A 17033-nucleotide genomic window follows, 5' to 3' on the forward strand; every position below is an offset into this window, starting at 1 on the left:
CCGGCCCTGGAAGGGTGGTCACGTTCGTGATGTCGTCTAACCCGGAGCAAGTGAGGAACCATGTCCGAGGATGACAAGCCCCGGGGCAAGCCGGCGGTCAAGGCGAAGGCGAAGATCCCGAACGCCCAGAGCATCCGCAGCCCCGAGTTCACCCCGCACGGCATCAGCGCGGGGCGCGGCAGCGGGCTGAACCGGCCGTCCGCCCCGTCCGCGCTGACCGCCAAGCAGGCGCGCAAGCGGCGGCTCATGGTGATCGCCGGGATCGTGGTGGCGGCGCTGGCGATCTCCGGCGGCGTGTACTGGTGGGTCAACCGCCCCGATCCGGTGATCGAGGTGACCGGCAAGTTCGCCGCCGAGCCGAAGGTCGAGATCCCCACCAAGCTCGCGCCGACCCGGACGCTGAAGGTGACCACCCCGATCAAGGGGACCGGCCGCGCGCTCGCCGACGGCGACACCGCCTACGTCTCCTTCGCCACCTACAAGTGGGCGAAGGACAAGGACGAGGAGAACTCGCGCGTCAAGAGCACGAGCGAGAAGGTCAGCTCCACCTGGGAGCAGCAGGCCCAGCAGCCCGGCGGCCCGCGGCCCCTCGTCCTCGGCAAGAGCGGGCTGAAGGAGATCGACAAGAACCTGGTCGGCAAGACCGTCGGCAGCCGCGTGGTGCTGCAGCTCCCGCCGTCCAAGGACCTCAGCCAGCTGAGCCCGCAGCAGATCACCGACAAGGACGCGGTGGTGTTCGTCATGGACATCCAGGCCGCCGTCCCGAAGGACCCGAAGCCGGAGGGCACCCCGCAGAAGCTGGACGACAAGAACCTGCCGAAGGTCGAGGACAAGGGCGCCAAGGAGCCCAAGATCACGATCCCGGACGCGGACGCGCCGGACAAGCTGCAGGTCAAGACCGTCGTCCAGGGCAACGGGCCGGCGCTCGCCAAGGGCGACGACGCGATCGTGAACTACGTCGGCAAGATCTGGAAGAGCGGCGACAAGTTCGACTCCAGCTGGGACAACAAGCAGCCGGTGAACTTCCCGATCGGCACCGGCGCGACGATTCCCGGCTTCGACAAGGGCCTGACCGGCGCGAAGGTCGGCAGCCGCGTCCTGCTCGTCCTGCCGCCCGCGGAGGGCTACGGCAAGCAGGGCAGCCCGCCCAAGATCAAGGGCGACGACACCCTGGTGTTCGTCGTGGACATCCTCGCGAAGATCGAGAAGTGAGCCGGGCGCGGCACGGCCGCGCGGGCGGGATCGCCTGAGGACGAGGTGCGAGCGGCGGGGTTCCGGTGGGGCCCCGCCGCTCGGCGTCGGCCTCCGCGCCGGCATGGCCCGTTTCGCGGAAAGTCGGTTTTGCGACGTCCGTCACGACAACCGGCGGGACGGATTGCCCGTCCTCTATTGGGAAGCCATGGGGTTGCGCATTGGGCGGCCGGCGCACGTATCCCCTCAGGTATCGTCGGTAGCGCATTATTCACGGGGGGCTTGTGAGCGACAGCGAAAAGGTCCCGGAGGGCGACGCGCCCGCCGGGCCCGCCGAGGTGGACCGGCATGACACCGAGGCCGGGGCACCGGCCGGCACGGACGGTCCGGCGACCGGCACGCTGACCGCGGAGACCGAAGAATCCGTCCAGGACGCCGAATTCCCGGACGGGGACGACAAATCACAGAACGGCGACAAGGGTCGCGAAGCACCGGACTCCGCCGGCGCCGCCGCCGCCGAATCGCCGCCCGCCGAAACGGCCGCCGAAGCCGCGCTCCCCGACGCGTCCGGCACCGAATCGCCCGCGGGGGACGAGTCCGGCGGCGCCAATGGGTTCGCCAAAGCGGATGAACCGGGCGAGCCGGGCGACGTCGCAGACCAGCCGGGGTCCGATGGTGTCGGAGCGCCCGGCACCGGAGATACCAAGACCATGCCCGCCGCCTCGTCCGAGCACGCTGGATCGCCGCCGTCCGGGAACGACGGCGGCGGAGGTCGCGGTGGCGGCGGAGGGCGCGGCGGAGGGCGCGGCGGAGGGCGCGGCGGCGATCCCGGGAAGAGGCCGCGGAGCCGCCGGTCGCGGTGGCTGCGCCGGACGCTGTTCGTGCTGCTCGGGCTCGTCGGCTTCGTCGTCGCCGCGTTCGGCGTCGCCTACCTGTTCACCCCGGTCCCGTCCCCGCAGGAGAAGGCGATCGCGCAGGGGCCGACGTTCTACTACTCCGACGGCAAGACGCAGATCGCCAAGACCGGCATCAACCGGGACGCCGTCGCCCTCGACCGCGTCCCCGAGAGCACCCGCAACGCGGTCATCGCGGCAGAGAACGGCAGCTTCTACGACGACCCGGGCGTCTCGGTGCAGGGCACGACGCGGGCGTTCTGGTCGACCGTGACCGGGCAGCAGTTGCAGGGCGGGTCGACGATCACGCAGCAGATGGTCCGCAACTACTACGGCGGCATCGGCAAGGAGCGCTCGGTCACCCGCAAGCTCAAGGAGATCATGGTCGCGCTGAAGGTCGACCGGGAGAAGTCCAAGGACTGGATCCTGGAGCAGTACCTCAACACGATCTACTTCGGGCGCAACGCCTACGGGGTGCAGGCCGCCGCGCACGCCTACTACGACAAGGACATCTCGCAGCTGACGCCGGCCGAGGGCGCCTACCTCGCGGCGGCGATCCAGCAGCCGAGCAACTTCTCCGACCCGACCGGCGCGCAGCGCGCCCCCGCCGAGCAGCGCTGGCGGTCCGTCCTCGGGAACATGGTGCGGGACAAGTACCTGACGTCGGCCGAGGCGTCGGCGATGACGTTCCCCGTCCCGGACAAGCAGAAGATCACCGACGTCCTCAAGGGCCAGAAGGGCTACATGGTCAATGTGGCCAAGAAGGAGCTGACCGACCGCCGCGGCTACAGCGAGGACGAGATCAACCGCAGCGGGCTGAAGATCACCACGACGTTCGACAAGCGGCTGATGGACGCGATGAAGCGGGCCGTGACGCAGAACACCCCGGACGGGATGAGCAAGAAGATCCGCACCGGGGCGGTATCGGTCGACCCGGACACCGGGCAGGTGCTCGCCTTCTACGGCGGCCGCGGCTATCTGGAGGAGGCGCTGAGCAGCGCGTTCGGCGACCACGCGCAGGCCGGGTCGGGGTTCAAGCCGATCGCGCTCGCCGCCGCACTGCAGGACGGCCGGTCGCTCAGCAGCACCTACGACGGCAGCTCGCCGCAGACGTTCGCCGGGTCGTCCATCCACAACGACAGCAACGAGAGCTTCGGCATGGTGAACCTCGTCACCGCCACCCAGCACTCGATCAACACGGCCTACGTCAACCTCGGCGAGGACATCGGCAACGACAAGATCGCCGAGATGGCCGAGAAGATGGGCATCCCCGCGTCGCAGATGACCAAGGACCAGCGCAGCGCCGCCACGTTCCCGCTGGGGATCGTGTCGCTGCACCCCGTCCAGCAGGCGGGCGTCTACGCGACGTTCGCGGACGAGGGCGTGCACCGGACGCCGTTCGTGGTGAAGTCCGTCACCGACAACGAGAACCACAAGCGCACGTTCACCGAGAAGGGCAAGCGGGCGCTCAGCGCGCAGAACGCGCGGGACGCGACCTATGCGATGCAGAAGGTCGTGCAGGGCGGTACCGGAACGAACGCCCAGCTCCCGGACGGCCGCGACGTCGCGGGCAAGACCGGCACGACCGACAAGGGCAAGGCGATCTGGTTCAACGGGTTCATCCCGCAGATGGCGACGTCGGTCGCGATGTTCCGCAGCGACGGCAAGCCGCTGAACATCCCCGGCTACGGCGCGTACGGCGGGCAGCTGCCCGCGCAGATCTGGCGGACGTACATGACGGACGCCGTCGACATCAAGGACTACGCGCCCAAGTCGTTCGGGTCGCCGTCGGAGCGGCCGGGCGGCGGCTACGGGCGCCCGACGGGGCCGAGCACGCCGGGTCAGACGGAGCCGCCGCGCACGCAGGGCCCGTCCGGTCCGCCGCCGGACACGCAGGAGCCGGACATCCCGACGCCGCCGACCGGGCTGCCGACCATCATCCAGCCCCCGGACGGCGGGGGCGGCGGCACCGGCGGCGGAGGCGGTGACGACCCCGGCGGCGGCGGTGGTGGTGACGGCGGCGGAGGCGGCGGAGGCGGCACCGGCGACGGCGGAGGCACCCGCAACGGCTTCATGAGCTGAGTCGCCGCGCGGCCCCCGGGGCCGGGACCGGGGCCGTTGAGAGGCGCTCCGGCGCCCGCACGGCCCTGCGTTCCGGGCGCCGCGCAGCCCCGTTCCGGAGGCCGCGCGGCGCCGGCGAACCTCGAAGGCGCGCGGCGGCGGGCGTCAGTCGCAGGCTTTGCCGATGGTGGCCGGCGTCTCCTTCATCACGGTGTTGAGCTGGGCGACGTCGCCGGTGCCGACGGGTGCGGCGGCGGCGCGCAGCTTGTCGGCCTCCCCCTTCAGCGCCTTCTTCAGATCGTCGTCGTCGGCCTTCTTCGCGAGCCCGTCCAGCCGTCCCGCCAGTTGCTCGGTCGGCTGCCGCCACCGCGCGGGCTCGGCCGCCGGGATGCTCCTGACCTGCGTGATGTACTGCTCAAACGCCTTCTTCGTGTCGGTGCACACCTGGCCCGAGTTGCCGCTCAGGACTCCGCACCCGCTCAGGGTGCCGAGCACCACCACGCTCCCGGCCAGCGCCCGAACCGCCCTGTACCGCATCGCACCCTCCCGCTTGATCCCCGATCGGACCCGCATATAATTCCGCACAAGGTCATGAGCGCCAGCGTCAAGCCCCGGCTTGCTGGCCGGCAACCCTTCGTCCGCGATGGGGTGCCCCGGGTGAGGACCTGGCCGGACGCGGCACCGCGTTCCGGCAAGCGCGGATCCCGACCTGTCCTCCGGGGTCCCTGACCCGGAAGGTCCCGGTATGCCCACGCTGCTCGCCCGCTCCCCCATCACGCCTGCTGTGACGCGCCCCGAGGGGGTCCGGGTTCACCGGATCCCGCGCGTCGTCGGGGCGGACGTCCCGGTGCCGCTGCGCGACGGCGGCCACGTCCCGTACGCCAACTTCGACTACGCCGCCAGCGCCCCCTGCCTGGAGGCGGTGCAGGAGGCCGTCACCGGCGCGCTGCCGTACTACAGCAGCGTCCACCGCGGGGCGGGGTACGCGTCCCAGGTCACGACCGGCGCGTACGAGGCGGCCCGGGAGTCCGTCCGCTCGTTCCTCGGCGCGTGGCGGCGGTCGGCGGTCGTGTTCACGCGCAACACGACCGACTCCATGAACCTGCTCGCCCGCGCCGTGCCCGCCGGGACGAGCGTCGTCGTGTTCGAGACCGAGCACCACGCGTCCCTGCTGCCGTGGAGGCGCGCCGTCCGGCTCCCCGCACCCGCCACCGCGGCCGAGGCGGTCTCCGCCGCCGACCGCGCGCTGCGCGCGTGCCCGATCGGGTCGCGGCTGCTCGTCGTCACCGCCGCCTCCAACGTCACCGGCGAGCTGTGGCCGATCGAGGAACTCGCGCGGGTCGCGCACCGCAACGGCGCCCGCATCGCGGTGGACGCGGCGCAGCTCGTCCCGCACCGCCCGCTCGACATGACCGCGCTCGGCCTGGACTACGTCGCCTTCTCCGGCCACAAGCTGTACGCGCCGTTCGGCGCCGGCGTGCTCGCCGGACGCGCCGACTGGCTGCGCGCCGCGGAGCCGTACCTGAAGGGCGGCGGGGCGAGCGCGTCGGTCGGCGCGACGACCCGGTGGGCGGCGGCCGCGGAGCAGCGGCACGAGGCGGGGTCGCCGAACGTCCTCGGCGCCATCGCGCTGGCCGCCGCCTGCGACGCCCTCGCCGCCTCCTGGAAGGACCTCGCCGCCCGCGAGGAGGTTCTGGTCGAACGCCTCCGGACCGGACTCTCCGCCCTCCCGCACGTGCGGGAGCTGTCGTTGTGGGGCGGCCGGGCGCCGCGCGTCGGGATCGTGTCGTTCACCGTGGACGGCTGGAACGCGCGCGACGTGGCGCTTACCCTGTCGGAGGAGCACGGCATCGGCGTGCGGGACGGGCGGTTCTGCGCCCACCCCTTCGTCCGGCACCTGGCGGGCGGGGACACCGCCGTCCGCGCCAGTCTCGGCATCGGGACGAGCGAGGAGCACATCGACCGGCTGCTCACCGCCCTCGCCGGGCTGGCGGTGCGCTGACCTGCGAACACCCGTGCGCGGGCAGGCGATTATGCTCTTTGGTCCTGTTCGCCCATGTAGCGTAGGCAGTCGCGCGGGGACGAGCACGGAGGAAACAGGGGGTGGCGACCGTGGCCGACGCGTGGCGACCCACGTCGGAGCTGGAACACCGACTGCAGGAGACCGTACGGGCCGGGGACCAGGAGAGCTACTTCCGCCTCCTCGCGGACAGCGAACTCCTCGTCCCCGTCCCGCCCGAGCTGGTGGACGGCGTGCTCGCCAACGAGACGCAGCCGTCCTGGCCGACCCAGGAGGAGGACGGCCGCGTCCACGTCCTGGCCTACACGTCCGCGTCGGCGATGCGCGCGTGCCTCGGGCCGTCCTACCAGCACTTCATGACCGTCCGGTTCGGGGACATCGCGGAGACCTGGCCGGACGCCCGCTGGTGGCTCGCCATCGACGCGCCCGCCCACGGCGTCGGCGCGGTGCTGCCCATCGAGGCGCGGATGCCGGCCTGGTTCGTCCGCCAGGTCGCGGACGGCGACGGGCGCCCGCCGCAGGTCGGCCGGACGCCCGCCGCCTGGGAGGAGCTCCGCGACCAGCACCGCGACCTGCCCCGGCAGTCGCCGCGCCCCGAGTTCCAGCCCGCGAACGACGTCGAGCGCGAACTGCTGCGCGCCGCCGCCAACAACGACCACGACCTGTTCCTGCAGACGCTCGCGGACACCGACGTCCTGCTGCCCGTCCCGGACGACATGGACTTCGCGCTGCGCCCCGGCCGGCCCGGTTTCCCCTGGCAGACGCGGGAGGTCGACGGCTCCACGGTCGTGCCGGTGTTCACGTCCCCGGAGCGGCTCGTCGAAGCGTCCGGCGCCGGCACCGAGTACATCAAGCTGCCGTTCACGGTCGCGCTGCGCTACTGGCCGAACCACGACTGGCTGCTGGCGATCAACTCGGGGTCGCCGGCCGGCGGCACGGTGCTCGCGCAGCAGCTCCCCGGCCTCGCCACCTGGGCCGACCAGCGCGCCGCCCAGCGCATGACGGACCACTTCGAACCGCAGAACGACGTCGAGCAGCGCCTCTTCGACGTGGCCCGCCGCCGCGACACCGACGCCTTCTACAAGACGCTCCTCGGCGCCCAGGTCCTGGTACCCGCCGACGCGGACACGCCCTGGGGCATCGTGCCCGGCGACGCGGACTTCCCGTGGCGGCCCGTCCCCGTCCACGGGCGGACGTCCATCCAGGTCTTCACGTCGCTGAAGTGGATGAACGAGGCGATCGGGTCGTCCCGCTTCATCATGCCGAGCCTGCACGAGATGGTCGCGGCCTGGCCCGACGCCGACTGGACGCTCGTCCTCAACCCGGGCACGCCCATCGACGCCTCGATGCCGGCGGACCAGCTCCGCACCCTCCGCGGGCCGGCGACGCCGCCGTCGGCGTCCACGCCGCCGCCTCCGGAGACGCCCGCTGTTCCGGTGGCGCCGGCCGTCCCACCGGAGACCGCTCCCGGCCGCCACTCGGCTCCGGCGCCCGAACACGAGTACGCGGCGCCCACCGCCGAGAGCCCGGAAGCCACCGGGCCCGCCCCCGACCCGAGCCGCGCCACCGCCCCACACGCGGACGCGGCGAACATGGGCGGCGGCCCCGCTCCCGATGGACCCGGCGCGCTGAACACGCCCCCCGGCCCGGAGACCGCGAGCAACACGGTTCCGCCGGACCCGGCAGGCGCAGGCATCACGGGCACACCAGGCGTCCCTGCGCACGAGGGCGCACCCGACCCGATCCAGGACCCGCCGCACACGGCCACCGGCGGCGGACCCGGCCTAGAGGGAGCGGCCCCCCACGCCGTCCCGCCGCCGGGTACCGCAGGCGTTCCGGCATCCCCCGCAAGCGAAGCTCCCCTCGGGGACCTCGGCCCGGGGCACGAGTCGGCGGGCGGCACCGCCGAGAGCCCGCAAGGCATTCCCCGGCCGCCCGGCATGCCCAACGCTCCACACGAAGGCGCCCCGGGCACCGCACGGGAATTGCCGAGTCATACCGGCGAGGCGCCGCCCCCCGCTCCCTATGCGCCCGGCATTCCGCGCGAAGGCGTGCAGGACACCACGGGCACCGAGCGGGCTACCTCCCCGCACGATGGCATCCCCGGCATGGGCGGCGGACACGGCCTTGAGGGATCCACGCACGGCGGCGCGGGCGAGCCCGAGACGCCGGGTGCGGGACGTGAGACCAGCGCGCGTCCCGGCGAAACGCCCCACAGCGTTCCCGGCCTGGCTGCTGGACCCGGCCTTGAAGGAACCGGCACGGCCAACACAGCGCCCGAAGCGGAGGCTGGACCCGCTCATGACAGCACGGGCGCGCCCGGGATACCGGATCTAGGACGCGAGACCGCCGCCCGTCCCGGCGAAGCACCGCACAACGTTCCCGGCCCGGCCGCTGGACACGGCTCCGGCCAGGCCACGGGCATGCCGCACGAGCGCCTCTTGGGCGACACGGGCATCCCGGGCTCCAGCGCCGAGGGGCCGCACGGCGCACCCGGCCTTCCCCACGAAGGCGCCCAGAACATCCCAGGTCCGGTCGGCGGAGCGTCCGGCACCACGCCGAACCCTCTGGGCCCGGCTGGTCCGGCAGAGGGCGGCAACATCGGCCTGCCCAGCACGTCCGGCCTGACCGGCGCACCCGGCGTCCCGCACGAAGGCGCGCTGAATGCCCCGGGCGGAGTCGGTCGGCATGGCGAGGGCCCCCAGCAGGGCTTCCCCGGCGATGCTTCCGGACGCGATGCGGCAGAATCCGGCACACCGGGCGGCCCGCACGCGAGCGCACCCAGCGCCCCGGGCCCGATCAGCGGCTTCGGACCGGCCGGAGTCGGCGATACCGGCCAGTCAGGCACGTCCGACCCGACCGGCTACCCCGGTGGGCCGCACGAGGGCGTACCCGACCTCCCGCCCTCAGGCGGTGTCACCGCCGGGCCGGCGGAAACCGGCTACACCGGCCGGCCGGGCGCGTCCGGCCTGACCGGCGCGTCTGACGTGCCGGGCGAGGGCACGGCAGCTCAGGGCGGCGGCACTGTCGGGACGACCGGGAGCGGCAACGCCGGTCGACCTGGCGTGCCCGGCGCACCGAACATCCCAGGTTCGGGCGGGCCGGCGGACGGCGGCGACGCCGATCGGGGCGGCCGGCAGAGCGGGGAGTCGCGGGAGGGCTTCGGCGGCGGGCCGGGAGGCGCGGGTGCGTCCGAGCTGCCCGGCGGCCCAGTCGGTGAGACGGCGGGCGAGTTCGCGGCGCGGCCTGGGGGCGCGTCGTACGACGAGGCTCCTGCGTCCGACATGTCCAGTGGACGGCATGCGGGCGGGCCGGGCGACGCGGCGCGAGGGCTGCGGGCCGTCGAGGAGCCGGAGCCCGCGTTCGAGCCCGGGAACCGGATCGACCAGGAGCTCTACGAGGCCGCGTCGGACGGTGATTCGGACGCGTTCCTCCGGGTGCTGCTCAACGCGAACGTGCTCGTCCCGATCCCGGCTGAGGCGCCGCTCGAGGTGACGCCCATGCAGCGCGAGTTCCGGTGGGACGCGGCGCTGCGGAGCGAGTCCGCCGTGCAGGTGTTCACGTCGCTGGTGCGGCTGCGCGAAGTGCTGCCCGAATCGCGGTTCGTGTACGCGGACTTCCGGCGGCTCATCGGCGCGTGGCCCCGGGACGACTGGGCGATGCTGCTCAACCCTGGGACGCGCATCGGGGCGTCCCTCCAGGGCGACCAGGTGCGGGCGCTCAGCGAGTGGGCGCTGCGGGTCGGGCTGGTCCCGGGGCGGCCGGAGGTTCCGCTGCCGCCGCCGCGACCGGAGCCCGAGGCGGTGCAGCTGCCGTCCGACCTGGACGACCGCGTCTCGTCCCCGACGATCATGCAGAAGGTCGTCCCGCACGGGCATGTCGCCTGGTACCTGGAGCAGGGCTACGACCGGGTCGGCGGATTCGTGCACTCGACCGGTGACGTCGCCGAACTGCAGACGCCCGGCCAGCTGTACGAGGCGCTCGGGATGCTGTACGACGGCTCCCCGTTCTCGCCCGCCGACGAAGGCGTGTACGTCATCCGGTGGCCCGCCTACTGCCCTGACCTGTACCGGGTCCCCTTCGGCGGACGGGACGAGGCCGAGATGTCCGCCTGGGGCGACGCCGGCTGGGTCATCGAGCGGCCGCCGTTCCTGGGCGGCGGGTTCGCGCCGGGGAGCGCCGGATCCATCCGCGAGTACAAGGTGGACAGCGTCCGGCTCCCGTACGGCGCGGAGATGTACTACCTCGGCCGCGACCGGTCCGAGCGGTTCGTGGCGATGTACGACCCCGACCAGCTCGCCTGGCTCCGGCCCGAGGCGAGCACCGAGAGCCGGGACGGACGGACGGAGGCCGCGCAGTGATCCGGGACGGGTACGTCGCGCGCTGGCTCGGCCGCGACTTCGAGGCCGCGCCGGGCGCCGACGGCGAGGTCAGGCTGTACGCACCCGGTCCGACGGACGGGTTCGAGGAGCTGCGGCCGGGGCGGTTCCGCCGCATCGTCCCCGCGTCCGAGATCGAGGACCTCCGGTACGTCCGGACGACCTGCCGCTGGCGCGGCGAGCGGTTCGTCATCGTCGGCGAGCATGAAACATGGCTGCGCGTCGAATACACGGGCGGGCAGGCCCCGGTCGCCGAAAATCTGGGGCTCGACCGCATCGACCAGGGCATCTGGCAGGCGTGGGCCCCCGGCACGGAGATCGAGGACGTCCGCGAGGAGTTGATCTGATGCGGAACGGGCTTGATTTGGCCCGTAGATCCGTGTTCGCTTGATTCTCGAGGCGATCCCTCGGGTACTCACACAGCGGGCACGGGCGCTCAACGGCGACGCGACGGAGGTGCGGCGGCAGTGATCTGCCGATCGGCGGTCAAACCGGTGTTCATCGGCCTCGGCACAGCGGCCATCCTCGCCACCGGCGGCGCTTCCGCCCTAGCCGACGCCACCCCGTCCCCCTCAGGGTCCACCTCGACATCGCCCGCCCCCGCGGACTCGGCCTCCCCCTCTCCGCCGGAGACGCCCGAACTGGTCGTGGGCGTCAAGGCGAAGAAGGCCGGCGCCAAGGCCGACGAAAAGGTCGGTTTCACCATCACGGCCGCCACCACCACGGGCCGCGCGACCAATGTGCATGTGACAGAGGTCGTCGTGTCCGCGAAGCCGACCGTGAAGCTGGACGTCACCGGTGCCTGCCCGCCACCCGCCGAGGCCGACGGTTGTGATTTCGGAAGTGTGGACACCGAGGCCAAGCCCATCGAAACGTTCGTCTCGGTACCGGCGAAAATCGAAAAGCTCGTATCCGTGACGTTCTCGGTGACCGTGGAAGGCACCGTCGTCGAGGCCACCGACGAAACGAAAGAAGTCAAGGACAGCGACACCAACAAGGCCACGGTGACCTTCACCCCGCTGCCCAAGGAAACGAAGTCGCCCACCGCATCACCGTCGCGGACGCCGACGAAGCCGTCGCCTTCGCCCAGTGCGACCAAGTCGTCGTCCGGGACGAGCGGGGGCGGCAGTTCCGGCGGGTCGGGTTCTGGCGGCGGTTCCACGTCCGGCGGGACGAGCGGGTATGTGCCGCCGTCGCCCAACTCGTCGTTCGATCCTCGGAATCCGCAGGTGGCGCTGCCGTCCATCCAGGCGCCGAGCCCGTCGGTCGCGCCGAGTCCGGCGCCCGGATCGGCGACCCCGCAGAGCCGGCTGCAGGGCAACAAGGCGCCCGTCGCGCAGGACATCACGTTCGAGCGAATGGCGAGCACCCAGATCGCGTGGCTGGCCGCCCTGCTGGTCGCGTTCTCACTGCTGCTGACCCAACTGCGGCTCGGCAGGCGGCGCGTACCGGCCGGGGCGGCCGCGAAGCGCCCAAAGGGATCGCACCGACGCCCCCGCCGCGGCATGTTCGGCAAGTAACAGCCTCGCTGGTTGATCACCGCAAGACTTCATTTCGCCACGCTTTCAGCCCTTCTTTATGCGTTGAACTCGCCACATTAGAATGATCAACTACTCAGCCCGAATAAGGCGGCGATGCCATTCGGGGGTCAGGGGCGGGTCAGGGCGTAGCAGGCTATTGCTGCGGCCGCGACTACGTTCAGGGAGTCGACTCCGCGGGACAGGGCTGTTTCGTTCATGGGAATGCGGACGCGGTGGTCGGCCTCGTGCAGCCAGCGGGACGACAGGCCGTCCCCTTCCGAGCCCAGGAGGAGGGCGCGGCGGTCGGCGGTCTTCACCTCGTCAATGGGGTCGGCGTCCGGGGACGGGGTCAGGGCCAGGAGCTGGAAGCCCGCGTCGCGGATCGTGGACAGGTCGTTGTGCCAGTCGGCCATGCGGGCGTACGGCAGGGCGAAGACCGCGCCCATCGAGACCTTGACCGAGCGGCGGTAGAGGGGGTCGGCGCAGCGTGGGGCGAGGACGGCGGCGTCCACGCCGAGGGCCGCGGCGCAGCGGAAGATCGCACCGATGTTGGTGTGGTCGACGATGTCCTCGCAGATCACGAGGCGGCGGGCACCGGTGAGGACGGCGTCGAGCGGGGGCAGCGGGAGGCGTTCGAGGGACGCCAGGGCGCCGCGGTGCACCTGGAACCCGGTGAGCGACTCCATGACGGGGTCGTCCACGACGTAGACGGGGGCGTCCAGGCCGGACAGGACGTCGGCGAGCGGGTCGGCCCAGCGGCGCGCCATGAGGAGGGAGCGGACGGGGTGGCCGGCGGCGATCGCGCGGCGGATCACCTTCTCGCCCTCGGCGACGAACAGGCCGTGCTCCGCCTCCAGGCTCTTGCGGAGGTTCACATCCCGCAGCCGCACGTAGTCTGCAAGGCGCGGGTCGGCGGGATCCCGGACGGGCACGAGGTGGGCCATGTCCCCCAGTCTGCCGCCCGCCGCGGCCGGATTCGGTCGGCTTCGAACCCGTGGCCGCACCGATCCGTACCGCCGCGGTAGCGGTCCGTGACGGCCCGAGGCAATGCCAGGTTCGTCGGGACATACGGTGATGACCTGCGTCATTATCAGTTTTGAGTTCTTTGTAACCTCTGGTTCGTACTACTACAGTGCCGGGGAACATCGGCGGGTTTCTGGTGAATCGAGGGCAGGCCATGAGCGGACGTCATCGCAATGACTTCCCCGAGGGGATGGAAGGCGGCTACGACGCGTCCAGGCCCGTCTTCGGTCCGGCCAACGACGGGTCGTCCGACTGGTTCGGCGCGCGGGACGCCCAGGGGCGGCCGCTCTCCCAGCCCCCGGCGGGGCCGCAGGGCGCACCGCCCGGCGCGTCCGGCGAGACGCCGGAGTGGTTCACGCCGCGGCAGTCGTCGGAGGAGCCGGTCTACGGCTCGGGCGGCTTCGGCGGCGCGTCCGACGCGGGCGGCTACGGTCTTGGACGATCCGGCGGATACCCGCAGGAGCAGCGTTCGGGCGGATACCCGCAGGGGGAACAGCGTTCGGGCAGATACCCGCAGGGGGAACAGAGGTCCGGTGGTTACCCGCAGGGTGATCCGCGGCGCTCGTCCCCGCAGGGGCCTGCGCCCGAGTCCTCCCCGCTGGCCGGCACCGGGTACAGCGAGTACGACTCGATCCGGAGTTCGGACGGCGGCCCGTCCGGGTTCTTCGGCGGCGGCGCCGGCGGAACGGGGTCCGGCGGGTCCCGCGGATCGGGCGGGTCCGGCGGGTCCGGTGGGTCCGGTGGCTACGGCGGCGGGTCCGGCGGCTATGACAGCGGATCCGGCGGCTACGAGTACGGGCGCCGAAAGAAGAAGCGCAGCGCGACCGCGCTGATCGGCCCGATGGCGGGCGCCGTCGGCCTGGCGCTGCTGCTCGGCGTCGGCGTCTACGCGTTCGCCGAGAGCGGCGGCGGCTGCTCCGGCGACGACGCGATGAACCTGTCGGTCGCGGCGGCGCCGGACATCGCGCCCGTCGTGGAGAAGGCCGCCGGGCGCTTCAACGACAGCAAGCAGAAGGTCGACGGCAAGTGCGTCAAGGCGACGGTGAAGAAGGTCGAGTCGGCCGCGGTGACGCCGCTGCTGTCCGGGCAGGCCGTCGCGGGCGGGTCCAACGAGCGGCCGGACGTGTGGATCCCCGACTCGTCCCTGTGGATCTCGCTGGCGCAGGCCGACGCCGAGGGCGATGACAAGAGCGGCGTCATCTCCACCAAGACGTCCATCGCGAAGAGCCCGATCGTCGTCGGGCTGCCGCAGTCGCTCGCCGCGCAGCTGCAGAAGCAGGGCATCACGGCGAGCCCGTCCTGGGACAACCTGCTGAAGGCCGCCGGCGGCGTCGCGGGCGGCGCGGTGACGAAGAACCAGATGATCCCGGCGGGTTCGGTGCGGCTGGTCGTCCCCGACCCGATGAAGAACGCGGCGGGCATGGGCTCGCTCATGGTCACCAGCATGCTGCTGGCCAACGACCCCAACCGGGACTCGATCTTCACCGGCATCGTCCGGACGGTCCGCGAGAGCACCGTCCCCACCGTGGAGGCCGAGTTCGCGGCGTTCCGCAAGGGCCAGACCGGCAAGAAGCCGATCTCGCTGTCGTCCGAGCAGGCCCTCTTCCAGTACAACCGGACGAAGCCGGCGGAGCCCGCGGTGGCGCTGTACCCGATCGAGGGCACGCTGTCGATGGACTACCCGTTCACCGTCACCGGCAAGGACGCCGCCAAGCAGAAGGGCGCCCGGCTGCTGGAGAAGGCGATGACCACCGAGGCCACCCGCAAGGACGTCCACGAGCTGGGCTTCCGCACCACCGACAACAAGGCGCCGGCGGGCTTCACGCAGGCGGCCGGGGTGAGCCCCGCCAAGCCGCGGCAGCTGCCGCAGCCGAAGAGCGAGGACGTCGCCAAGATCATGCAGGCGTGGTCGAAGCTGACGCTCGGCCTGCGCATGCTGACGCTGATCGACGTGTCCGGCTCGATGCTGGAGAAGGTCGGCCCGAACACCAACCGGCTGCAGGCCATCGCGCAGGTGTCGCAGGGCGGGCTCAGCATGATGTCGAACGACACCGAGCTCGGCCAGTGGCTGTTCTCCACGAAGATGAACGGCGACCTGCCGTACAAGATCACGGTGCCGATCGGCCCGCTCGGCGAGCGGATCGGGTCCAACACGCGGCGCGGGCTCGTCCTGTCGACGCTCAACCAGATGAAGCCGAAGCCGAACGGCGACACCGGCCTGTACCGGACGATGCTGGCCGCCTACAAGAAGATGAACGACACCTACAAGCCCGAGTTCGGCAACTCGATCCTGCTGCTCACGGACGGCAAGAACGACGACGACGGCGGCCCCACGCTGAAGGCGACGCTGCAGCAGCTGAAGGCCATGCAGGACCCGAACAAGCCGATCCAGGTCAACATGATCGGCTTCGGCAAGGGGGTGGACCGGGGCGAGCTGGAGCAGATCGCCGCGGCGACCAACGGCAACGTCCAGGTCGCGCAGACGCCGCAGGAGATCTCCAGGATCTTCCTCAAGATGCTGTCCCGCCGGATCGAGTGACCCGGCGGCCGGCGGTCCGCGGCACCGCATGATCACCTTTCGGTGATCTTACGGATGCGTCAGGTAGTTCCTGATTTTTCCTGGCCTCCGGTGTCAACCGGGTGCCGCGGTGGATCGTCAAACTGGGTGGAGGCCCGACGGGGAGCGGGGCCGTCGGGCCTCCGACCCGCTTTCCCCCCGGCCCGTGACGGGGACATGACCGCCGGGCGCACCCGGCGACGGGAGAGCGCACGCTCCCCCTTCCTCGATCTTCCGGTCCGTCCCCGATGCCGCGGACACGGAAGCCGAACACTGCCCGCGGGAGGACACCCGTGTCCGGTTGGCCCAGTCTCGACCGCGCCGACGACGAACGCCTGGCCCGGTCGCTGGCCGCAGGCGATCCGAGCGCGCTCATCCAGGTGATGGATCGCTACGCGGCCCGCCTGTACGACTACTGCCACGCGCTGCTGCGCGACCAGGAGCAGGCGGCCGGAGCGCTCCACGACGCGCTCATCGCCGCCTACGCGCACGTGCCCGTGCTGCGCGAACCCGAGCGGTTCCGCGGCTGGCTGTACGCGCTCGTCCGCAACGAGTGCCGGCGGCGGCTGCGCGACCCCGACCGTCCCGCCGCGCGGCACGAGGCGCCCGAGGTCGAGGACGGCTTCCTGGACGAGGCCGAACTCGCCCGCCGGCAGGAGACCCGCCGGCTCGTGCACAGCGCCCTGTCGGCGCTGCGCGGTGGCGAGCGCGAGGCGCTCGACCTCATGCTGCGGCACGGCCTGGACACCTTCGAGGTCGGCGGCGTCCTCGGCCTCGGCGCGCAGGAGGCCGCCGATCTGACCGGCGCGGCCAAGGCCCACCTCGACGAGGCGCTCGCCGCCGTCCACATCGCCCGCACCGGGCGCGGCGACTGCCCCGCCGTCGCCGCGATCGCGGACGAGGGCGGCCGGGTGCTGCCGCCGCAGATCGTCCGCAAGCTCGTCCAGCACGTCGAGACGTGCCGGACGTGCGGCTCGCGGCGCGGGCGGGCGATGCCCGCGGCACGGCTGCTGCAGGTGCTGCCGGTCGCGATGATGCCCACCGACCTGCGCGGACACGTGATGGCCACCGCCACCGACGCCGCGCTCGCCTCGGACCTGTCCTACATCGCGCATCGCGCCGGGCCCCTGGACGAGTGGGGCTGGCCCTACCCCGACGACGCGTCGCCCGTCCAGGACTCCGCCCCGGGACGCGGGCACCGCGCGCTCTGGCCCGCGCTCGCCGCCGCCGCGGCCGTCATCGTGATCGTCGCGGGGGCGTTCTATGTGATGTCGGGCGGCTCTCCCACCAGCGGGACGACCGCGCAGGACCCGTCGGGCGGGGCGTCGGCGTCGGTGGTCGACCCGTCCTCGCCGCCCGACTCCGAAGACCCCCTGGACTCCCCGACCC

General features: G+C 72.3%; 10 protein-coding genes and 1 riboswitch. Of the genes, 8 read left to right on the forward strand and 2 right to left on the reverse strand.

Annotation, left to right across the window (positions count from 1 at the left end; translation table 11 throughout):
- Positions 1–60: 60 nt before the first annotated feature.
- Entirely contained in the window at positions 61–1212 is a 1152-nt protein-coding gene (locus E1284_RS12250; RefSeq protein ID WP_131939168.1) for an FKBP-type peptidyl-prolyl cis-trans isomerase, read from the forward strand.
- A gap of 263 nt (positions 1213–1475) precedes the next feature.
- Complete coding sequence (locus E1284_RS12255; protein WP_243714428.1) at positions 1476–4166, forward strand: transglycosylase domain-containing protein; 2691 nt, start codon at positions 1476–1478, stop codon at positions 4164–4166.
- Between the two features lie 144 nt (positions 4167–4310).
- Here the strand turns inward: E1284_RS12255 and E1284_RS12260 are convergent, their stop codons facing one another.
- Entirely contained in the window at positions 4311–4682 is a 372-nt protein-coding gene (locus tag E1284_RS12260) for a hypothetical protein (protein ID WP_131939169.1), read from the reverse strand.
- Positions 4683–4732: 50 nt separating this feature from the next.
- Positions 4733–4849, forward strand: a riboswitch (SAM riboswitch).
- Positions 4850–4890: 41 nt separating this feature from the next.
- Here E1284_RS12260 and E1284_RS12265 point away from each other — a divergent pair.
- The 4 genes from E1284_RS12265 to E1284_RS12280 all read left to right on the forward strand — a co-directional run bounded on the left by E1284_RS12265 (position 4891) and on the right by E1284_RS12280 (position 12064).
- Entirely contained in the window at positions 4891–6147 is a 1257-nt protein-coding gene (locus E1284_RS12265) for an aminotransferase class V-fold PLP-dependent enzyme (RefSeq protein WP_131939170.1), read from the forward strand.
- A 101-nt stretch (positions 6148–6248) separates the two neighbouring features.
- Positions 6249–10526, forward strand: coding sequence for an SseB family protein (locus E1284_RS12270; RefSeq protein WP_131939171.1), 4278 nt, complete (start codon positions 6249–6251; stop codon positions 10524–10526).
- Entirely contained in the window at positions 10523–10891 is a 369-nt protein-coding gene (locus E1284_RS12275; RefSeq protein ID WP_131939172.1) for a hypothetical protein, read from the forward strand. Before E1284_RS12270 ends, E1284_RS12275 begins: the two co-directional genes overlap by 4 nt.
- A 120-nt stretch (positions 10892–11011) precedes the next feature.
- On the forward strand, positions 11012–12064 hold the full coding sequence (locus E1284_RS12280; RefSeq protein ID WP_131939173.1) for a hypothetical protein: 1053 nt from the start codon (positions 11012–11014) through the stop codon (positions 12062–12064).
- Positions 12065–12192: 128 nt separating this feature from the next.
- Here the strand turns inward: E1284_RS12280 and E1284_RS12285 are convergent, their stop codons facing one another.
- A complete protein-coding gene (locus tag E1284_RS12285; RefSeq protein WP_131939174.1) occupies positions 12193–13008 on the reverse strand; it encodes a TrmH family RNA methyltransferase in 816 nt (271 codons plus the stop codon).
- 233 nt (positions 13009–13241) lie between these two features.
- Between E1284_RS12285 and E1284_RS12290 the strand changes: the two genes are divergently transcribed.
- On the forward strand, positions 13242–15626 hold the full coding sequence (locus E1284_RS12290; RefSeq protein ID WP_131939175.1) for a substrate-binding domain-containing protein: 2385 nt from the start codon (positions 13242–13244) through the stop codon (positions 15624–15626).
- A gap of 311 nt (positions 15627–15937) precedes the next feature.
- Positions 15938–17033, forward strand: a 1096-nt coding sequence (locus E1284_RS12295; RefSeq protein ID WP_165965232.1) for an RNA polymerase sigma factor, incomplete at its 3' end; no start/stop codon positions are given.

The sequence above is a fragment of the Actinomadura bangladeshensis genome, assembly GCF_004348335.1.
Classification (GTDB): Bacteria; Actinomycetota; Actinomycetes; order Streptosporangiales; family Streptosporangiaceae; genus Spirillospora; species Spirillospora bangladeshensis.

Bases quoted from the DNA above. Each gene is read 5' to 3' on its own strand.
- E1284_RS12250 (WP_131939168.1), top strand. From the start codon at position 61: ATGTCCGAGGATGACAAGCCCCGGGGCAAGCCGGCGGTCAAGGCGAAG.
- E1284_RS12260 (WP_131939169.1), bottom strand. From the start codon at position 4,682: ATGCGGTACAGGGCGGTTCGGGCGCTGGCCGGGAGCGTGGTGGTGCTC.
- E1284_RS12290 (WP_131939175.1), top strand. From the start codon at position 13,242: ATGAGCGGACGTCATCGCAATGACTTCCCCGAGGGGATGGAAGGCGGC.
- E1284_RS12285 (WP_131939174.1), bottom strand. From the start codon at position 13,008: ATGGCCCACCTCGTGCCCGTCCGGGATCCCGCCGACCCGCGCCTTGCA.
- E1284_RS12265 (WP_131939170.1), top strand. From the start codon at position 4,891: ATGCCCACGCTGCTCGCCCGCTCCCCCATCACGCCTGCTGTGACGCGC.